Below are 20,741 nucleotides of genomic sequence, written 5' to 3' on the forward strand. Positions count from 1 at the left end.
GATGACACAAGATTTGTTGCCAAAGCTCCCAAAGGGTGCCGTGATTGTGATGGATAATGCGCCCTTCCATAAACGCCATGACATACTCCAAGCGATAACCCACCATGGGTGCCAGCTAGAATGGTTACCGCCTTACAGCCCGGATTTAAATCCTATCGAAAACAAATGGGCGGGAACAAAAGCCACAAGAAGACGAGAAAGATGTTCACTTGATGAGCTATTGACAGAACATGTGACCTATGTCTAGTTATATTGATTCAGCTATATCACGTGCCAGCAAGATCAGATTATTTACGTCAATTGAGCACTCATCCTGAGATTTTTCAAGAATAAAACTGAATACAGATGTTGCTAAGTGTGTACGATACTCCGCCTGTTTCAATGAAAGAAAACGTTTACTCATGACTCACCACCTGAAGGGTGATAAGGTGCATAGAGCAAATATCCATCAGTCGTTGATTGCCTGATCCAATTAGGAATGTAAATTTAAGGCGAGTTTGGTTAGACTGTGCATTAGCCATCGCGTAAGTCTCTGTTACGTTGTTGGTTAGACGCCTCGGAGTGTTCCTGCACTTCGGGGCGTTGTTATTTTCATCAATCAAATACCCGTCGGGTAAGTAAACGTCTTACTGTCCAGTCATAAAACAGACATGACTGTGCAGGGAATACGGAAGTTTACCCAATCAATTAAGTTTATTTTCTGAAAAGAAAAATCCCAATTATCCTGAAATACGCTTACGCATTAGCCGTTTAATGAGTTGACCATTATGATCAAAATATCGGCTCTGCCAAATTTCGGAAGGATCAACTCCCAAACGAGTTGCAATGAGGACTTCCCCTTTAGGCCAAGGACGGGAGAGTGTATTAGCTAATGTTGATGAGCTTAACCCTGATTCACGGGATAATGCAGCGAGAGTTGTACCACGTTTACGTAATGCAGCAATAATATCGGCTGGGTGCCAGTCTTTCTGAGTGTGAGTCATACCTGCTTCCCCTTCTGTTCATTATTGATGGTGGCGATTCAAAACAGGGTTCGCAGTACCGGAGTTCTCAACCGGCGAGACGTGAGTCTCCCCTGCCTGAACCGCCATTGAAGGTGCGATAGCAGGCGCACTGGTAGAAATATCCTACCAGTGGAGAACTTACGGGGCTGCGACCTCCCGACTATCAGATTTTGCCGATAGCTTTTTCACTTTAACGAATTACGTTAGTTAATTCAATAATCGAATGAGTAAGTTAAGCGACTAATTTTTGCTTTTCATAAAAAACTCTTTTCAGGCACTTTCTTTTGTTTAGTTGTAATTGCTCGCATTCCATCGTTCCGTTTCTGATTACTGGTAGTTACATGCTATTTTGGCTATAATAGCTATTCGAGCCATTTTAGACGGTAGGTGATGTATGGAAGTTATTCCCGCACAACTAGCTAAGAATCAATTTGGTGATCTGTTGATGAAAGTTCAGCGTGAGCCAGTGGAAATTAGTAAGCATGGTAAGCGTGTGGCCGTGGTTATCTCTCCTGAAGAGTATGACCAGTTCGCACAGCTCAAGTTACAGAGTTTAAAAGCCGTTTTGGCTGAATCTATTGCACAGGCTGATCGTGGTGAATTGCATAGCATTGATGATGTGTTTGCGCCGCTAACGATTGATGAACTTGAGGGTAAGGCTTAGGGATGAGCGTTCGGTTTACCAAGAAGGCCAGAGAGCATATTCGTGCAATCAAACTCTATTCTATGCGCCGATGGGGGATTAATGTTGCGGAAACTTATGCTACTTCGTTACGTATGACCATGACGGATATTCTTGATCGTCAGCCATCCTCCGGTCGCGATCGTAGCGAGGATCTTTATTTTGGTGTGCGGAGTTTCCCCGTTGAGAGCCACATTATTTACTATCGGGAAGTTCCGGCTGGTATTGAAGTGTTGGCTGTGTTGCACCAGACGCAAGACCCACATAATCATCTGTAATAAAAGGGGCAAATGCTCTTTACTAGCGTGAGTTTTTGAGTGTCAGCCTTTATGTCTATAGGATGACTCTTAGTAGGGTGAGATTCTTTGACTATCAAATTTGCCGATAGCTTTTTCACTTTAACTAATTACATTACACGTACCTTTTTTGCTTTTGCTAAAGGTAAAAAAATATATATCTTGCGCACGTTCGTTAAAAAACAGCAAAGACGCCCCCAGTAGAGATCCAATGGTTCTGTCGCATTAACAAAGAAAGTACGAGTGAAGATAAAGTGATTGATTTTTACTCAGCTAATTGATAGAAAAATGCCGCGGGTGAAATCGGACACCCTTGACCCCGTTCACCATTTTGTCGGTATTGCCCTTTGCGCAACATACAGACTAATTCAATCCCTGCCAACACGGTCTGGGCCCGTCTGAAGTTTTTGAACCCCAGCATAGGACGTGTTCGCCGTTTGATGTTGCGGTGATCCTGTTCAATCAGATTATTAAGGTATTTGTTTTGCCGGATAATGATGGCGTTATCCTTAGGTTTTCCCTGATTTAACTCGTCCACTGCGGCTTTATTGGCGCCACTTTTATCCATCGTAACCCCGTCGGGTTGTCCATGCTGGCGTATGGCTTTCTTAAAGAAACGCAAGGCGGCCTCCTTATCCCGATGGGCTGTCAATAAAAAATCAACCGTATTGCCGTCTGGATCCACCGCCCGGTAAAGGTAACGCCATTGCCCTTTGATTTTGATATACGTTTCATCCATGCGCCACCGACGTCCAACGTCAGGCTTGCTTCGCCGATAAAGTTTCACGATCAACGGAACCAAGCGATGAACCCACCGAGAGAGCGTAGCGTGATCAACGGCAATTCCCCGTTCAGACATCATTTCCTCTAGATTGCGCAGGCTCAGGGCGTAGGCCAGATACCAGCGGACACACTGGGCGATAATATCAACAGGATAGTGCAGACGTTTGAACGCTTTTCGGATAAGGGACATCGTTCTGGACTCGCTCAAAAACAGGGGAGCTTACCTGATGACCGCTTAATGCGACAGAACCTCTGGGGCACCCATGAGTGCCCTTTTTTCTTATATTTTTTACCTTAAATTTTTAGTCTGGTGCATGAGCTTCAACTTTTGGTCGCAGGAACAGAGCAGGCAGCACAATCAGCGCCATCACCCAAAATATGCCACTACCTATATGTTCATACATGAACCCCGCAATCATACTCATGACGGCAATCCCCCCCCCCATTGCTAAAGCAGAGTACGTTGCCTGCAACCGGATGATTTCATTTTCTTTTCTGGCACCAATAAAACGCATCGCCGCCAAGTGGCAAACCGTAAAAGTACCGCAATGCAGAATTTGGATAAGGATCAACATCGATAATTCGGTCGATGTTCCCATCAGTCCCCAACGAACCACACCACAAGTCCCTGACAACAACAGCAAATTACGTGCACTCCAACGGCGGAACAGTTGCTTACTGAAAGTAAAGATCACAACTTCAGCCACCACGCCCAACGACCAGAGATATCCAATCGTTGATGAAGAATAACCCGCCTGCTCCCAATAAATCGAGCCAAAACTGTAGTACCCCGCATGGGCGGCCTGTAATAAAGTCACGCAGATTAAAAACTGCCACACTGATTTTTCAGATAAGAGTGCTTTAAAAGAAACAGCATTCGTATTTGCAGCCTTGATCTTACCTACCGGCATGATGGAGGGTTTCAACATCATGCCCAACAACATGGCTGTAATACTGAAAATCAAAAAAGCCAGAATGATCTGGTGTGTGCCAAATAAATGGTGACCCATCCACGCATTTAAACGGTCAAATGAGATATTCCAGTCAATATTCAGACGACTAAGTGAGAAATTTATCCCATTAGCCGACATTAATATGCCGGTCAGCGAAGAACTGATGATAAACGCAATCGATCCCCAGACCCTTACCTTGCCATAATCAAAGGTAAATTGTTTGTGCCATGTGCCTGCCAACGCATCTGATAAAGGAACCAAAGGTGAGAAAAATAAGTTGAAGCCAACCATAACAAAGAACAGCCAGGCCCAATGGCTGCTGAATACAAAGCAAACGGCAAAAAGCAGTGCCAACAATGAAAGAATACGCAATGCACTGATTAAGTTAGCCGGATCTTTTATTGTCGGAGAGATAACCAGGCTGCCGATAAAGCGGGCGACCATGCCAACACCTAACAATATTCCTATCATTGAGGCTTCAATGCCTTCTCCTTTTAGCCAGATAGACCAAAAAGGCAAGAATATGCCATAAGAGAAAAAATAGGTGAAATAGCCCAACCCTAGCCAAAATGTTGATGGAACGACCATCCAATTGCTCCCATTTTAAAATACAAAAAACCCGCTCAAAACAAACGTTATGAGTCGGGCTTATTATTAAATTACATTGATGTTAAATTATGCGTAAACCGGATATTTTGCGCAGATATTCAATACCTTTTGTTTAACGCTTTCAATGGTCGCTTCATCATTGATGTTATCCAGCACATCACACATCCAGCCAGCCAGTTCACGGGTTTCTGCTTCCCTGAAGCCACGACGGGTGATTGCAGGTGTTCCGATACGGATACCCGAAGTAACGAATGGGCTGCGCGGATCGTTAGGTACGCTGTTTTTGTTAACTGTGATATTGGCACGTCCCAATGCCGCATCAGCCTCTTTACCCGTCATGTTTTTATCCACCAGATCCAGCAAGAATAAATGGTTCTCAGTTTCGCCGGAGACCACTTTGTAACCCCGTTGCAAGAAGACATCTACCATCGCTTTCGCGTTCTTGGCGACTTGATGTTGGTAGGCTTTGAATTCAGGCTCCATGGCTTCTTTCAATGCAACGGCCTTACCGGCAATAACGTGCATCAATGGGCCGCCCTGGGAACCAGGAAAAACAGAGGAGTTCAGTTTCTTGTAAAATTCCTCATCGCCACCCTTCGCCAGAATCAAGCCGCCACGAGGACCTGCCAGTGTTTTGTGCGTTGTGGTTGTCACCACATGTGCATGAGGAACGGGGTTTGGATAAACACCTGCGGCAATCAGACCCGCAACATGAGCCATGTCAACGAACAGATAAGCGCCGATTTCATCGGCAATTTCACGCATCTTCGCCCAATCAACAATACCGGAATAAGCGGAGAAACCACCGATGATCATTTTAGGCTGATGTTTTTGTGCCTGAGCACGAATATCGTCGTAATCAATTTTACCCGTTTCATCAATACCATAAGGTACGATGTTATAAAGTTTACCGGAGAAGTTAACGGGTGAGCCGTGAGTCAGATGGCCACCGTGCGCCAGATTCATCCCTAACACCGTATCGCCGGGTTTCAGCAGTGTCATGTACACTGCCGCATTTGCCTGAGAACCAGAGTGCGGCTGGACGTTAGCATAATCGGCACCAAACAGCGCTTTTGCACGGTCAATCGCAAGTTGTTCAACGATATCGACGTACTCACAACCACCGTAGTAACGTTTACCCGGATAACCTTCCGCATATTTGTTAGTGAGCTGAGAGCCTTGAGCCTGCATAACCCTTGGGCTGGTGTAGTTTTCAGAAGCAATCAATTCAATGTGTTCTTCTTGACGACAAACCTCCTGTTCCATCGCTTGCCACAGTTCGGGATCGTAATTCGCAATATTCATTTCACGCTTTAACATTGGGGTTCTCCTGACTCAGCTACATCTCTAAAAAAATACCCCTGAGGGCCAGAATGCCACACAGTGTAAACTCTTTTTATCAAATGAGATAGTCTTGACAAAACAAATTACGCAAACGTTTGCATTATGCGTTAATCGCCATTAGCAGCCCAATAACCTGCTATTGCCCAATAATTACCGTTTTATTATTGGTATTTGTGATCTTGCCCAAGGTTTACCCTGTTTTAAATTCTAATTTTTTGATTTAAATCAGCGTAATCCTCTTTTCTCAAATCAGCATATTCCCAAACCCTATAAGTTGTATTTAAAATGCAATTTATAGATTTCAGCATCACATGAGAAAAATTCAGGAGATCCCCATGCTAGACAGTCAGGTTATCGCCACCATCAAATCGACCATTCCACTCATTGTTTCTACAGGCCCCAAGCTCACTGAGCATTTTTACGAACGTATGTTCAAACATCATCCTGAATTAAAAGATATTTTTAATATGAGCCACCAGATCAATGGTGATCAGCGTGAAGCGCTGTTCAATGCCCTTTGTGCTTATGCCGCCAATATCGATAACCTGCCCGCGCTGTTGCCTGCCGTAGAAAAAATTGCCCATAAACATGCCAGCCTCAACATTCAACCGGAGCATTATCAGATTGTCGGTACGCACCTTCTGGCAACCCTTGATGAAATGTTTCATCCCGGTGACGAAGTGCTCAGTGCCTGGGGAGAAGCCTATAACGTATTGGCGAATGTCTTTATCAATCGGGAAGAGGAAATTTATCAAAACGGTGAGTCTCTGGAGGGCGGCTGGCGTGATCTGCGGCCGTTTCGTGTCAGCCGGAAACAGCCACAAAGTGATGTCATTACCCGCTTTGAGTTTGTGCCGGTTGATGGTGGCAAGGTCATGGATTACAAGCCGGGGCAATATTTGGCAGTCTATATCGAAGATCCCAGCTTTGAAAACCGTGAAATTCGCCAGTATTCGCTGACTGCCGCACCAAACGGAACCTGTTATCAAATTGCCATTAAACGTGAACCGCAGGGCAAGGTGTCAAATCACATGCACGATCAGGTCCAAGAAGGGGATATCGTGATGCTGGCAGCGCCACGCGGTGATTTTTTCCTTGATGTGCAATCTGATACGCCGGTGACGCTGATTTCGGCGGGCGTAGGTTTGACTCCCATGATGAGTATGTTGCAATACCTGCATAATCAACATCATGCCGGAGCGGTAAACTGGTTCCATGCCGCAGAACATGGCGGTCATCATGCTTTCGCCAATCAGGTGAATGAAATTTCCCAATCCATGCCTAATCTGCATTCACAAGTCTGGTATCGCGAACCCAGAGAGATTGATCAGAAAGGCCTGAACTACCAACACACCGGGCTTATGGATCTCTCGCTCGTGGAAGACGCCATAACGGCAGAGGGAATGCAATTCTATTTCTGCGGGCCTGTGGCTTTTATGCAGCATATCGCCAAGCAATTGCTGGCAATGGGCATTGATGAACAATATCTCCATTATGAGTGTTTTGGCCCGCATAAGGTCATGTAATACGGCGGAGTGAATACACCAGAGACGTGGTAAATAAGAATAAGTGATAACGGTTGACGACATGGCCGTTATCACTTTTTTCAGGGGATTTCAGTGGCTTGATTAAATCGCTTCTTCGTCCTGTTCACCCGTGCGGATACGCACAACACGGGCAACATCGAAAACAAAAATTTTGCCATCGCCAATTTTGCCGGTTTGTGCAACCTGCATGATGGTCTCGACGCAGGTATCAACAATATCATCCGGTACGACAATTTCTATTTTGACCTTGGGCAGAAAATCCACCATATATTCTGCACCGCGATACAGCTCAGTATGCCCTTTCTGACGACCAAACCCTTTTACTTCTGTCACGGTCATCCCGGTGATACCCACTTCAGCCAACGCTTCACGCACATCATCCAGCTTGAAAGGTTTGATAATTGCATCAATCTTTTTCATGAAGTTTTCCTGTTATTACCAGTTTTTACGCCCGAAACCAGAAGTAATCGGGTAGCGCCTGTCTTTGCCAAAATCACGCTGCGTAATACGGGGACCAATAGGTGCCTGACGACGTTTATATTCATTGATATCAACCAGCCGGATCACCTTGCGCACAATGGTTTCATCAAAACCTTCCGCGACCAGATCCGCCACGGATTTATCCTTTTCAACATACCCTTCGAGGATCGCATCCAGCATGTCATACGGTGGCAGGCTGTCCTGATCCAGTTGATCGGGTGCCAACTCCGCTGATGGCGGACGATCAATTACCCGCTGGGGGATCGCCGGCGAGACGGTATTCCGATAGTTAGCTAAGGCAAAGACCATCGTTTTAGGCACATCTTTCAACGCATTAAAGCCGCCTGCCATATCGCCATACAGGGTTGAGTACCCGACGGCGGATTCACTTTTGTTGCTGGTCGTCAATACCAGACGACGACGCTTGTTAGACATCGCCATCAAAATCACCGCGCGACAACGTGCCTGTAAGTTCTCTTCTGTCGTATCTTTTGCCGTCCCAGCGAATATCGGCTCAAGCTGTGCCATAAACGCATCAAACATCGGTTCGATGGAAACCACGTCAAATTCAACCCCTAGCAATTCGGCTTGTTCCCTCGCATCATGGATGCTCATTTCTGAGGTATAACGGAATGGCATCATGACCGCCTGCACGTGATCTTTCCCCAACGCATCCACGGCAATCGCCAAGGTCAACCCGGAGTCAATGCCGCCAGACAACCCCAGCAATGCACCGTTAAAGCCGTTTTTCTGCACATAATCACGTACAGAAAGCACCAAGGCTTTATAGATTTGCGCCAGCGGTGGCAATTGAGGAATAGGATCAGCCATTAATTCAATATTCATCTCATTGAAACGGCACTGCTCAACCTGCTCCTCAAACGCGGCCATACGGTGAGTGATGTCACCATTAGCATCAAAGACCTTAGAGCAGCCGTCAAAGATCAGTTGATCCTGCCCACCGACCTGATTCAGATAGATAATGGGTAGTTGGGTACGCTGGCAGTGGGACTTAATTAATGTACTGCGAATATTGGGTTTTTCACGATTATAAGGAGAAGCGTTAATCGACAAGATGATTTCTGCACCCGCCTGTTTCAGGGCATCAATCGGGGCGTCAAACCACAAGTCTTCACAAATCAGTAAACCAAGCTGATAACCCTTGAACGGTATCACACAGCTTTGATGACCCGCTTTAAAATAACGCTCTTCATCAAAGACACCATAATTTGGCAGTAACTGTTTGAAATAACGCGCCACAACTTCCCCTCGCCAAAACAGGGAAAGCGCGTTATAGAGTTTGCCATCCTGTTGCCACGGATGCCCGACTAAAATACCCACCTGCGAACTTGCTGCTTGCAAGCGGGTTAATTGTTCGCAGCAACGCTGATGCAAATCAGGGCGGAACAACAAGTCTTCAGGAAAATAGCCAGACAGCGCAAGCTCAGAAAACATCACCAGATCAGCACCTTTTGCTTGCTGTTCCTGAACTGTCTGCAACATGCGTTCGCTGTTGCCTTCAATGTCTCCCACCAGCCAATTTAACTGGGCAAGAGCGATATTAAGAGTACGGCTCATAAAATGCGGCTCTCCTAGGCCATAAATCATCTACCTGCCTTACTGAGATTCAGCAGTAAAGCAGTTCATCGCGATACCCTGTATTTTTTATCTTGAATACGGCGGGTATATCATTTCTATTCAATAACAGTCATGCAGTGTAAGAATATCTGGAATAGCAGAAAAGTTATTCCTTGAAATCATTGGCATCTAATTCGTGGCGTGCCAGCAACTTATAAAATTCTGTCCGGTTACGCCCTGCCATGCGAGCCGCATGGGTCACATTACCTTTGGTGATTTGCAACAATTTACGCAGGTAATTCAGTTCAAACTGCCCACGGGCTTCCACAAAGGTTGGCAAGGCGGTATTTTCGCCTTCCAGTGCCTGAGTCACCAACGCATCACTAATGACCGGCGCCATCGTCAGCGCCACACACTGTTCGATAACATTGACCAATTGGCGCACATTGCCCGGCCAACTTGCTGCCATCAGGCATTTCATGGCGGTGGTGGAAAAGCTGCGCACAAAAGGTTTATGGCGCTTGGCCGATTCACGCAACAGGTGATTAGCCAACAGGGGAATATCTTCTGCGCGTTCGTTCAAGGCAGGAATTTTCAGGTTAACCACGTTCAGCCGATAGTAGAGATCTTCGCGAAACTCATTACGCTGCATGGCCTTGGGTAGATCGCGGTGCGTGGCAGAAATGATCCGGACATCAATATCGATATCCCGGTTACTCCCCAATGGGCGGATTTTGCGCTCCTGTAGCACTCTCAATAGCTTAACTTGCAACGCCATCGGCATATCACCGATCTCATCAAGGAACAGTGTTCCTCCCTGCGCCGCTAAAAATAGCCCTTCCCGGCTGCTGACGGCACCGGTGAATGCGCCTTTGGCATGACCAAATAATTCAGATTCAAGCAATTGTTCCGGTAAGGCGCCACAGTTAATGGCAATAAAAGGCTTTTTCACTCTGGGGCTTGCCCGATGGATAGCCTGAGCCAGTACCTCTTTACCGGTGCCGCTTTGCCCGTTAATCAGAACGCTCACATCGGATTGAGCCACCATCTTTGCCTGTTCCAATAAACGCAGCATCAGGGGACTGCGAGTGACGATCTTCTCGCTCCATTGCCCATCAATGGCTGGCGTTGACAGTTCCAACGCATCATCAATGGCCTTATACAGTGCGTCACGATCAACGGGTTTGGTCAGGAAGCTAAACACGCCTTGCTGCGTGGCGGCCACGGCATCAGGAATTGAGCCATGCGCAGTCAGAATAATGACAGGCATACCGGGATGTTGTTTCTGGATCTCCGCAAACAGTGCCATGCCATCCATTTCATCCATGCGTAAATCACTGATCACCAAATCAGCTTTTTCTCTCGCCAACAGGCGTAACGCCTCATGACCACTCTCTGCGGTCGTGACGCGAAACCCTTCACTGGTCAAACGCATTCCCAATAATTTCAGCAAGCCGGGATCATCATCAACTAAAAGGAGATGGGCGGAATTACGCGCTGTCATTATTATTCGGCTCCTTTTTCTTCTGAGGAATGGGCTTCCGTTTTTGTCTCCGCGTCTACGGCGGATTTGTTGCTCGGATCGGCTTTATTATTCGATGACGTATTATTCGATGAACTGTCGGTATTGGATGGCGTCACAACACTTTGCTCTTGTTTACGGGAGGAAAGTTGGCGTTCAATATCGGTCAGATTTTCGAGTTTGCGCGACATTGAGCGAAGTTCATATTCCAGGCGTGCCCGTATTTCTTTCAGGCTATCAATTTTGTTATCACTATCAAACTGAAGGCGCTGGAATTTAACTCTTTCTTCAACAAGATTAATTTTCAGATATTGCTGTTCACGCCACAACTGGAGTAATGGCCGCAAAGCAACAGGAAACTGTGCACTGTAGCGATTAAAGTTTTCCACAATGTTGATGCGTTCAGCCAATACCGACGTTGCCCGGCCAAGCAAAATGCTCTGTTTCAGCACTTGATGCCAGTCAGCCGGCGCCTCTGGGGTAAAACGTTTTGCCATCTCACGGGCTTTTGCCGCAGGCAATCGATCGGTACAATCGATGAACCTCAACCAATATAGCCCGTTTTCCATCGCCGTGGGTTTCGCGATGTCCCAGATTGAGTCACAGTCTCTGACGCGATAATCCGTAACACGCTGTTCTGGCAGGATAGACTGCGCGATGGTTGCCAAGTTGTCGGATCCGCCCGTTTTAGCGCATCCTGCCAACAAATAGGGAACAAACAGTAGTAATATGGCACGGAAACGTAGCGTCGAAGCACGTGCCCGAATAGACTGCATAACAGCCGTTTTTTTCATTGGCTTAGTCACAATATTTTGCTGTTCCGTCCCCGTTATAAAGCGGTAAGTAAACCTGTTATACATATTATTTAGTCATTCTCTGCGGTTAATGGCAGTTCAATTCGAAAACATACGTCAGCAAATTCGGATTCTATCAGGCAAAGCTCTCCCTGCATCTGTTTAATGCAATCCTGCGCGATGCTCAAGCCAAGGCCACTTCCTTTCACTGCGCCTTTTCGTTGCAGTTTTCCTTGGTAAAATGGCTCGAAAATCATGCTCTTTTCTAACTCTGGGATAGGTGTGCCGGTATTAGCAATGTCAATCTGGAGAGTTTTCCCCACTTGCCGACTAGAAATCCAAATGTTACCGGATTCAGCGCCATAGTGCACTGCATTGGAGTAGAGATTATCAATCACCCGCGTCAATAAGCCAGGCTCCGCCCAACAATAATCCATATCCAGTTGAACTTCTGTATAAATATTTTTTATCCGCGCCGGCAGTTGATGAGATAATACGACCCCCTCTACCACCTCTTTCAAAGAGACAATCTGATGTTCGGCAGGGCCATCGGCTAATTTGCGGTTATATTCAAGCAATTGCTCAATAAGTTGCTGTAAATGTTTACTACTGCTGTCCAAAATAGTGACAACTTCTTTTTGATCTGCTGTTAAAGGCCCGGCCACTTCGTCAGCTAACAGCTCCGTCCCTTCACGCATACTAGCCAAAGGGGTTTTCAGTTCATGGGAGATATGGCGTAAAAACTCATGACGCTGAGACTCAAGCCAGGATAAACGCTCACTCAGCCAAATAATGCGCTGGGCCAGCGATCGCAACTCCCGCGGCCCCTTAAAAGTGTCAATCTGATTTTCCAATGATTGCCCTTCTCCGAGCCGATTGATCATCCGCTCAATGCCTTTTACCGGCCCAATGATCATGCGTGTAAACAACGCGATCAAAAAGGCACTTAACAAGAATAAAATAAGGCTTTGCCAACCAAAAAACTGGCCTTTATCCGCGATATCCTTTTGCAGTTGCTCCCCACGACTGAAAATAATATTACGGGTTTCCTGTACCAAAAGATTATTCGCTCTGGAGAATTCTTCAAGTAATTTAGAGGAGGCGGGTTCGGGTATGCCGTTACTACAAGAAATTTTGGTCAGTCCTGACAGCAATTCGTTAAATTTCTTGGTATATTCCGCATTAGCCAACATCGCCATCTGATTACCGAGCATATTCATGTATTGCCGGTATTGACGTTGATAAAGTTTTTCCAGCCGGACATCCCCTAATACACAATATTGACGGTAACTCCGTTCCATCTCAAGGGCGACACCTATCATCGCTTCGCTACGGCGGGCATCCGCCAGCGTTGAACGGTTAATCTCAGCCGCTTGGGTACTGAGCTGATCAAGGCTTTGATAAGCCTGATAAGCCAAAACCAGCAGTGGCAATAACACCAGCCAGAAAGCCATGACCACTAACTGGCGCAATGAGCGCGGGAACAGACGCCATTTTTTCAAAGAAATCATCTTATAACCCGTAATGACATTGATGCTACTCGCCACGATACTGCTCGCCACAAGGCAGAGGATAATGGAAAGCAATGGGTAAGTGAAAGCGATGCGGATGCGTACATAGACACGATGGACAGGAGTAACCTGTAATAATGACGGCGGGATAGTAACTTTTTTACTATCCCGCCAGTGAGGACCCTGCATGCCATGAAGCATGTAGGCGGTGCCTCACTCCACGTGTCGCCCGGTGTTTGATAAGGCCCGAAGGCGAGTATCATTAAGTTGGACGGTAGGCACCTTACTTTGGCATCATTCTGGGCTTATGTGGCATGTTTCCACCTTATTGCGGGCCGACATAAAAAGTTGAATGAGCAACTGATCTGTATTAAGCATATTACATGCCAACTTTAAAATTAATTTTTAATTCATTGATTTAAATATAAATAAATAAAAGCATCTCTTTATTGCCCTTTTTTATCGCTATTTCTTCCCGTTTGGTAAGCATGAGTGTCGCCTATTTATGACACTTCACTATCAAAAAATATTTTTCAAATAATATCAATAAATTAAGCGTCTCCATATTGAGACACTGTAAAGCACCATTGTCGCAATATAGAGACACTACCCTAGAAAATGATCAACCACAGCGATTTGGCGTCAAATAAAAAGGCCCCGATAAATTTTCAGGGCCTTTTGCAAGCAGAGTCAATAAGTTTAGAAACAGCGAGAGGAATTAACCTAACTGTTTACGTGCATTGCGGAAAATACGCATCCACGGGCTATCTTCTCCCCATTCCTTGGGATGCCAGGAGTTGCTGACGGTACGGAATACCCTTTCAGGATGCGGCATCATCACCGTGACTCTTCCGTCGAGGCTGGTCACCGCAGTAATGCCGTTCACGGAACCATTGGGGTTGGCCGGATAGTTTTCGGTCACGGCACCGTAATTATCCACAAAACGCAATGCGACTTGCTGATGCTTTTCAAGCTCCGCCGGACTCAGGTTGTTCCTGAACTCCGCCTGCCCTTCACCGTGTGCCACGGCGATCGGCAAACGGGAACCCGCCATCCCTTGCAGGAACAGTGAAGGACTGTCTGTCACTTCCACTAAGCTAAAGCGAGCTTCATAGCGTTCTGAACGGTTACGGACAAAACGCGGCCAGTGTTCTGTACCGGGGATCAACTCATGCAGGTTAGACATCATCTGGCAGCCGTTACATACGCCAAGTGCCAACGTATCCGGCCTTGCGAAGAAACCGGCAAAATCATCACGTACCCGTGCATTAAACAGAATGGATTTCGCCCAGCCTTCACCCGCACCCAGCACATCCCCGTATGAGAAGCCACCACAAGCCACCAAGGTCTGGAATTGATCTAATGAGATCCGCCCGGCCAATAAGTCGCTCATATGCACATCCACGGCCTCAAAGCCCGCCCGGTGGAAGGCCGCAGCCATCTCAACATGCGAGTTAACGCCCTGTTCACGCAGTACCGCCACGCGCGGGCGCACTTGTTTTGAAACATGTTGTGAAATATAGCCAGCGGCGATATCTTCGGTGGGATCGAAAGATAATTTCACATTCAAGCCGGGATCATGCATATCCTGTTTTGCCTGATGTTCTTGATCTGCACACGCCGGGTTATCGCGCAAGCGCTGCATTTGCCACGTGGTTTCTGCCCACCATAAGCGCAATGTGCTGCGATTCTGGCGGTAAACGTCCATCTTGCCACTGGAAATCACGAAATCATCGCCTGTCCGGGCTTTGCCCAGATAGTGTACACATTCACGCAAGCCATAATCGGCCAACAGGTTTTCAACTTGCTCCCTGTCAGTTTCACGGATTTGAATGACGGCACCCAATTCTTCATTAAATAACGCGGCCAGGATATCTTCATCAAAGGCACTGATATCGGCATGCAGTCCGCAATGGCCGGCAAAAGCCATTTCAGCCAGTGTCACCAGCAGCCCACCATCCGAACGATCATGGTAAGCCAGCAATTTTTGTGCTGAAATCAAATGCTGAATCGCATTAAAGAAACCCGCCAGTTGCTCGGCACTGCGGACATCGGCCGTTTTATCCCCCAGTTGACGATAAACTTGCGCCAATGCCGTACCACCCAGCGCATTCTGCCCTCTGCCCAGATCAATCAGCAGCAGCGCATTGTCATCTTGCGTCGATAATTCGGGGGTCACGGTACAGCGCACATCTTCTACCCGCGCAAACGCACTGATCACCAATGAAAGCGGTGAAGTCATTTCACGGTCTTCCCCGTCTTGGCTCCAGCGGGTTTTCATTGACATTGAGTCTTTGCCGACCGGAATGGTCAACCCCAATGCCGGACACAATTCCTCACCCACGGCTTTGACCGCAGCATACAAGCCCGCATCTTCACCCGCATGGCCGGAGGCTGACATCCAGTTAGCCGATAATTTCACCCGTTTCAGATCCTGTACATAGGCGGCCGCGATATTGGTCAGCGCTTCCCCCACCGCCATACGCGCCGATGCCGCAAAATCCAACAGGGCAACCGGGGTTCGCTCGCCGATGGACATGGCTTCGCCATAATAGCTGTCCAAGCTGGCGGTCGTCACCGCACAATCTGCGACCGGAATTTGCCAGGGGCCAACCATCTGATCACGGGCAACCATGCCGGTAATGGAACGATCGCCAATCGTAATCAGGAAGGTTTTTTCAGCGACGGCCGGCAAATGCAGGACACGTTTTACCGCTTCCGCCAGATCGATACCCTTGCGATCTAAATGTTGCCCCTTGGCTTGCAAGGTCTGAACATTTTTCAGCATCTTTGGCGTCTTACCGAGCAAGACATCCAGCGGCATATCAATCGGCTGGTTAGCAAAATGATTGTCATTCAGCAGCAAATGCCGCTCTTGTGTAGCTTCCCCAATCACCGCATACGGGGCTCGTTCACGACGACACATTTCTTCAAACAACGCCAATTGCTCTGGCGCGACGGCCAACACATAGCGTTCTTGGGATTCATTGCACCATAACTGCAAGGGGCTCATGCCGGGTTCATCGTTAAGAATATGGCGTAACTCAAAACGCCCGCCCCGACCGCCATCGCTGACAAGTTCAGGCATGGCATTTGATAAGCCCCCCGCCCCGACGTCATGGATAAATAAGATGGGATTGTTATCGCCCAATTGCCAGCAACTATCGATAACTTCCTGACAACGGCGCTCCATCTCGGCATTGTCACGCTGTACAGAGGCAAAATCCAAGTCGGCATCAGACTGACCCGATGTCATCGAAGAGGCTGCACCGCCCCCTAAACCGATATTCATGCTCGGCCCGCCCAACACAATTAATTTTGCGCCGACCGGAATATCCCCTTTCTGCACATGCTCTGCACGGATATTCCCGATCCCGCCGGCCAGCATAATAGGCTTGTGATAACCACGCAGTTCTGTACCGTTATGGGAACTGACTTTTTCTTCATAAGTTCTGAAATACCCCAGCAAGGCCGGACGCCCAAATTCATTATTGAACGCCGCGCCGCCCAATGGGCCTTCCAGCATGATATCCAGGGCACTGACGATGCGATCCGGTTTACCGAAATCTTCTTCCCACGGCTGTTCAAACCCTGGAATTCTCAAGTTTGAAACCGAAAAACCGACCAGCCCGACTTTGGGCTTGGCGCCCCGCCCGGTTGCGCCTTCATCACGAATTTCACCGCCTGAGCCCGTCGCTGCCCCCGGCCAAGGCGAAATCGCGGTTGGGTGGTTATGCGTTTCCACTTTCATCAAGATATGGGCTGGCTCTTGGTGATAGTCATAAGCGCCGGTCTTGGCATCAGGAAAAAAGCGGCCAACATGAGAGCCTTCCATCACCGCCGCGTTATCTTTATAGGCAGAGAGTACATAATCCGGCGTCTGTTCAAAGGTGTTTTTGATCATCTTGAACAAAGACTTGGGTTGAGCCTGACCATCAATAACCCAATCTGCATTGAAAATCTTGTGGCGACAATGCTCAGAATTGGCCTGAGCAAACATATACAGCTCCACATCCGTGGGATTGCGCCCCAGCGTCTGAAAGGCATTCATCAGATAATCAATTTCATCCGCTGCCAGCGCCAATCCCAACTCAATATTGGCCGATTCCAGTGCTGCCCGTCCCGATTGCAAGACATCAATCTGTTTCAGCGGCGCAGGTTGCTGGTGAGAAAACAGCACTTTGGCTTGTTCAAACTGAGTGAACACACTTTCCATCATGCGGTCATGCAATAACGCCGACAACGTTTGCCATTGCCCCGCATCCATTTCCGTCCCCTGAATATAATAGGCAATGCCCCTTTCCAGACGGACAATCTGGTTCAACCCACAATTGTGGGCAATGTCTGTCGCTTTCGACGACCAGGGGGATATCGTACCCGGACGAGGTGTGACTAATATAAGGTGTCCTTTAGGCTCCAGTTCGGCCAGAGAGGGTCCATATTTTAATAACTGATTTAATTTCTCTCGCTCATCTGCCGTGATTGGGGTACTCACTTCTGCAAAATGGACATATTCTGCATAAATGTCGCTGACAGGGAGATGGTGATCTTGACACTGGGAAAGGAGCTTAGTGATACGAAATGCCGATAAAGCGGGTGAGCCACGCAGAATTTCCATAATAATAGGTTCTCTCATCTTAGACGCAAAGCCTGACTGATGCCTCAGGGGAAACTGCACGCATTATAGAGCAATGTTTCCTTTGACGAAACCGTTTGCGTGGTTATTTATCAAGCCAGCAATACGCGTAATAAAATGCCAAAATTGATTTAATAGGGTTGCACATCCCCACTTTGTTACGCAAAATTCTCGATTACTGGAAATTTAACCATGCTATTATCTTGCATTTCATACGAACGCCGAACGTTCTGGAAAGAGATAACTGTTTGAATAATATTAAGATAAATTATTTTGTTATCGTCATTATCGCGCTCCTCTCTGCCGCCATCATTGGCCTCAATATTAATTGGCCCAATAAGCAGCAGGAGCAGATAAATAAAATTCTGGCACGGGGAGAGCTGCGGGTGAGTACCATCAGCTCTCCTCTCATCTCTTTTAACAGCAAAAATGAACCCACAGGATTCGACTATGAACTAGCCAAGCGATTTGCTGATTATCTGGGTGTAAAACTGGTCATTAAGTTTCGTCCCAACCTGAACCAGCTTTTTGACGATCTGGAAAACGATAAAGCGGATTTCCTGGCTGCCGGGCTTATCTACAATAAAGACAGGCTGGCTCAGACACGCACTGGCCCTGCCTATGCTTCAGTCATACAACAACTGGTTTATCGCAAGGGAGCGACACGCCCGCGTTCGTTTGGCGATTTACAAGGCAAACTGATCGTCACGGCAGGATCGGCTCATGCCAGCGAACTGAAAAGGTGGAAAACGAAGTCTTATCCTGAGTTAACCTGGGAAGAAACGTCACGCGAAAATACCCAACAATTGCTCGAACAACTCGCTGAGGGGAAAATCGACTATACCATCAGCGACTCCATCAGCTTAGCCCTGCAACAGCGTATTCATCCCAATTTGGCGATTGCTTTTGATGTCAGTGAAGAGAGTCCCCTGACCTGGTATTTAAAGCGCAATGACGATTATAGTCTCTCCTCCGCCATGCTCGATTTTTTCAGTATGTTGACGGAAAACGGCACCCTATCGCGGCTACAGGAAAAGTATTTCAGCCATGTCGGTTCTTTCGATTATTTCGATACCCTTTCATTTATTCGCGCTATCAACAAACTCTTGCCAACCTATCAGCCCATTTTTGAAAAATATGCGGGTTCGCTCGATTGGCATTTAGTGGCAGCCATTGCATGGCAGGAATCACACTGGGACCCACAAGCCACTTCCCCCACCGGCGTGCGTGGCCTTATGATGCTCACTCGCCCGACAGCAGAATGGGCCGGCATTCATGACAGGCTGGACCCAGAAGAGAGCGTAAAAGGTGGGATGGCTTATTTGCACTACCTGATGGCGCGTTTGCCAGACACCATTCCTGCGGATGAACGCATCTGGTTTGCCCTCGCCGCCTACAACATGGGATATGGGCACCTGCTTGATGCCCGCAAGTTAACCGCGACGCAAAAAGGGAATCCAGACAGTTGGCTGGATGTTAAAGCGCGCCTTCCCCTGTTAAGCAAGAAAAGGTACTACGCCAGTACAACCTACGGTTATGCCCGTGGCTATGAAGCCTATCGTTACGTTGAAAATATTCGACGTTACGCGTTGAGTCTGGAAGGCTACCTCAAGGCAAAAGCCAACCGCGAGAAAGCAGAAGCCGAAAAGGCGGCAACTGATGCGGCAGAAACTGACGCCAAAGCGCCGGAGAATAAAACGCCGACGCAATCTGAAAAAACGGCTTGAGTTAGGTTTGTTGTTGAGATTTCAACTTTTTCGATGCCTTATGCTGCTCCCTGCGTTGTTTAAAAAAAGCACTCAGCATTGTGGAACACGCTTGTGCCAGCACACCACCTGTGATTTCAATTTGGTGATTCATGCCCGGATGGCGCAATATATCAATCAATGAACCTGCGGCTCCCGTCTTCATATCACTGGCACCATAGACCAGCCGCTGTATCCGGCTGTGTACCATGGCGCCTGCGCACATGACACAAGGCTCTAACGTGACATACAGTGTCGTATTCAACAAACGATAATTCTGCAATTGGCTCCCGCCCCGCCGTAACACAATGATTTCGGCATGGGCGGTAGGATCATGGTCAGTGATGGGATGGTTAAATCCTTCGGCAATCACTTTATTATCTGCGACTAAGACCGCCCCCACCGGGATCTCACCTTTTGCCTGTGCCTGCATCGCCAACGCGATTGCCCGGCGCATCCAATATTCATCACTAAAATTTTCGGTCACTGCCTCTATTTCTGCCACTACCCATTCTCTTGCTTATAAAAATTCCGCCTATTATACCCAATCATCGCAATCTGCGGATTCAACCTGAATCTCATCAAGAAACGCATCAAGAAACCATTTCATACGCGCTGTCCTTTCTTGCGCCATTTTTTGGCCTGATGCTGTTTGGAATCCTGATCCAATTTTAAATAGCTTGGTATAAAAATGATCGACCGTATAAGCCTTATCATCATATTCACGCTGTTTCGCCAACGGATCATGAAAGTCATACATGGAAGACCCCATACGGCCGCCGGTGTAAAAACAACGCCCAACCCCAACCATGCCAATAGAATCCAGCCGATCCGCATCTTGCACGATTTTCGCTTCTAATGTTCTGGGGGTTAAGTCCGCTGAAAAGCTATGCGCTTCAATAGCATGGCAGACGGCACTGATATCTTCCTCACACCATGCCAGATCTTGCAGTATCAAGGCGGCTTTTTCTGCTGCCATGCGCGAGGCGAGATGGCGGTTGGGGGAATTTTTTTCAACATTGACACAATCATGCAGTAGTACAGCGGCGAATACTAACCGCAAGTTGCCAGATTCCGCTTGACAAATTTGTCTGGCATTCCGCCATACCCGGTAAAGGTGTGCAATATCATGGGCACCATCATCACCTTCTATTGCCAGGGGTAAAAGCTGTTGGGCTAAATCGTCAAACGGGGAAAAAGATAACATAACCAAAACCTCTCAATGAATGGAAATATCATCTTAGCAAAAAGAAAAAC

General features: G+C 47.4%; 19 protein-coding genes. 6 read left to right on the forward strand and 13 right to left on the reverse strand.

The window, feature by feature from the left end; translation table 11 throughout:
• Positions 1-247 (forward strand): transposase (locus PSI15_RS09535; protein WP_273583334.1); only part of this gene is annotated, 247 nt, incomplete at its 5' end.
• On the opposite strand, the gene PSI15_RS09540 is transcribed toward PSI15_RS09535, so the two are convergent.
• Together PSI15_RS09540 and PSI15_RS09545 are read right to left on the reverse strand one after the other, a co-directional pair.
• Positions 248-403, reverse strand: a complete 156-nt coding sequence (locus PSI15_RS09540; RefSeq protein WP_273583335.1) for a hypothetical protein — start codon at positions 401-403, stop codon at positions 248-250.
• Positions 404-719: 316 nt separating this feature from the next.
• Entirely contained in the window at positions 720-983 is a 264-nt protein-coding gene (locus PSI15_RS09545) for a helix-turn-helix domain-containing protein (protein ID WP_273583336.1), read from the reverse strand.
• A 415-nt stretch (positions 984-1,398) separates the two neighbouring features.
• Here PSI15_RS09545 and PSI15_RS09550 point away from each other — a divergent pair, with 415 nt between their 5' ends.
• The 3 genes from PSI15_RS09550 to PSI15_RS09560 all read left to right on the forward strand — a co-directional run bounded on the left by PSI15_RS09550 (position 1,399) and on the right by PSI15_RS09560 (position 2,186).
• Positions 1,399-1,668: a type II toxin-antitoxin system Phd/YefM family antitoxin gene (locus PSI15_RS09550; RefSeq protein ID WP_273583337.1), complete on the forward strand. Its 270-nt coding sequence runs from the start codon at positions 1,399-1,401 to the stop codon at positions 1,666-1,668.
• 2 nt (positions 1,669-1,670) lie between these two features.
• Positions 1,671-1,964, forward strand: a complete 294-nt coding sequence (locus PSI15_RS09555) for a type II toxin-antitoxin system RelE/ParE family toxin (protein WP_273583338.1) — start codon at positions 1,671-1,673, stop codon at positions 1,962-1,964.
• An 87-nt stretch (positions 1,965-2,051) separates the two neighbouring features.
• Positions 2,052-2,186 (forward strand): type II toxin-antitoxin system RelE/ParE family toxin, encoded by a 135-nt coding sequence (locus PSI15_RS09560; RefSeq protein WP_273583339.1) that lies wholly within the window; start codon positions 2,052-2,054, stop codon positions 2,184-2,186.
• A 61-nt stretch (positions 2,187-2,247) separates the two neighbouring features.
• On the opposite strand, the gene PSI15_RS09565 is transcribed toward PSI15_RS09560, so the two are convergent.
• The 3 genes from PSI15_RS09565 to glyA form a co-directional block, all read right to left on the reverse strand.
• Positions 2,248-2,955, reverse strand: coding sequence for an IS6 family transposase (locus PSI15_RS09565; protein ID WP_273583340.1), 708 nt, complete (start codon positions 2,953-2,955; stop codon positions 2,248-2,250).
• A 112-nt stretch (positions 2,956-3,067) separates the two neighbouring features.
• Entirely contained in the window at positions 3,068-4,306 is a 1,239-nt protein-coding gene (locus tag PSI15_RS09570) for a 3-phenylpropionate MFS transporter (protein ID WP_273583341.1), read from the reverse strand.
• Between the two features lie 87 nt (positions 4,307-4,393).
• A complete protein-coding gene (glyA, locus tag PSI15_RS09575) occupies positions 4,394-5,647 on the reverse strand; it encodes a serine hydroxymethyltransferase (protein ID WP_273583342.1) in 1,254 nt (417 codons plus the stop codon).
• A gap of 335 nt (positions 5,648-5,982) precedes the next feature.
• Here glyA and hmpA point away from each other — a divergent pair, with 335 nt between their 5' ends.
• Complete coding sequence (hmpA, locus tag PSI15_RS09580) at positions 5,983-7,197, forward strand: NO-inducible flavohemoprotein (protein WP_273583343.1); 1,215 nt, start codon at positions 5,983-5,985, stop codon at positions 7,195-7,197.
• A 102-nt stretch (positions 7,198-7,299) separates the two neighbouring features.
• On the opposite strand, the gene glnB is transcribed toward hmpA, so the two are convergent.
• From glnB to purL, 6 genes are all read right to left on the reverse strand, one after another.
• Positions 7,300-7,638 carry a nitrogen regulatory protein P-II gene (gene glnB, locus PSI15_RS09585; protein WP_045971762.1) on the reverse strand — a complete coding sequence of 113 codons (339 nt, stop codon included), beginning with the start codon at positions 7,636-7,638 and terminating at the stop codon, positions 7,300-7,302.
• Between the two features lie 15 nt (positions 7,639-7,653).
• Positions 7,654-9,276: an NAD+ synthase gene (locus PSI15_RS09590; RefSeq protein WP_273583344.1), complete on the reverse strand. Its 1,623-nt coding sequence runs from the start codon at positions 9,274-9,276 to the stop codon at positions 7,654-7,656.
• Between the two features lie 166 nt (positions 9,277-9,442).
• Positions 9,443-10,780, reverse strand: coding sequence for a two-component system response regulator GlrR (glrR, locus tag PSI15_RS09595; RefSeq protein WP_045971764.1), 1,338 nt, complete (start codon positions 10,778-10,780; stop codon positions 9,443-9,445).
• A 2-nt stretch (positions 10,781-10,782) separates the two neighbouring features.
• A complete protein-coding gene (qseG, locus tag PSI15_RS09600; protein ID WP_273583345.1) occupies positions 10,783-11,658 on the reverse strand; it encodes a two-component system QseEF-associated lipoprotein QseG in 876 nt (291 codons plus the stop codon).
• A 5-nt stretch (positions 11,659-11,663) separates the two neighbouring features.
• The gene (locus PSI15_RS09605) at positions 11,664-13,103 is read right to left on the reverse strand and encodes a sensor histidine kinase (protein WP_273583367.1); all 1,440 of its coding nucleotides are present in this window, start codon (positions 13,101-13,103) and stop codon (positions 11,664-11,666) included.
• A gap of 718 nt (positions 13,104-13,821) precedes the next feature.
• Positions 13,822-17,721, reverse strand: coding sequence for a phosphoribosylformylglycinamidine synthase (gene purL / locus PSI15_RS09610; RefSeq protein WP_273583368.1), 3,900 nt, complete (start codon positions 17,719-17,721; stop codon positions 13,822-13,824).
• Positions 17,722-17,987: 266 nt separating this feature from the next.
• Here purL and mltF point away from each other — a divergent pair, with 266 nt between their 5' ends.
• Positions 17,988-19,466, forward strand: a complete 1,479-nt coding sequence (mltF, locus tag PSI15_RS09615; protein WP_273583346.1) for a membrane-bound lytic murein transglycosylase MltF — start codon at positions 17,988-17,990, stop codon at positions 19,464-19,466.
• Between the two features lies 1 nt (position 19,467).
• Here mltF and tadA read toward each other — a convergent pair whose 3' ends face one another.
• Both tadA and PSI15_RS09625 read right to left on the reverse strand, forming a co-directional pair.
• On the reverse strand, positions 19,468-19,989 hold the full coding sequence (gene tadA / locus PSI15_RS09620) for a tRNA adenosine(34) deaminase TadA (protein WP_273583347.1): 522 nt from the start codon (positions 19,987-19,989) through the stop codon (positions 19,468-19,470).
• A gap of 33 nt (positions 19,990-20,022) precedes the next feature.
• The gene (locus PSI15_RS09625; protein ID WP_273583348.1) at positions 20,023-20,691 is read right to left on the reverse strand and encodes an HD domain-containing protein; all 669 of its coding nucleotides are present in this window, start codon (positions 20,689-20,691) and stop codon (positions 20,023-20,025) included.
• Between the last annotated feature and the right edge of the window lie 50 nt (positions 20,692-20,741).

Source organism: Xenorhabdus sp. PR6a, from assembly GCF_028599065.1.
In the GTDB taxonomy this organism is placed as follows: domain Bacteria; phylum Pseudomonadota; class Gammaproteobacteria; order Enterobacterales; family Enterobacteriaceae; genus Xenorhabdus; species Xenorhabdus doucetiae.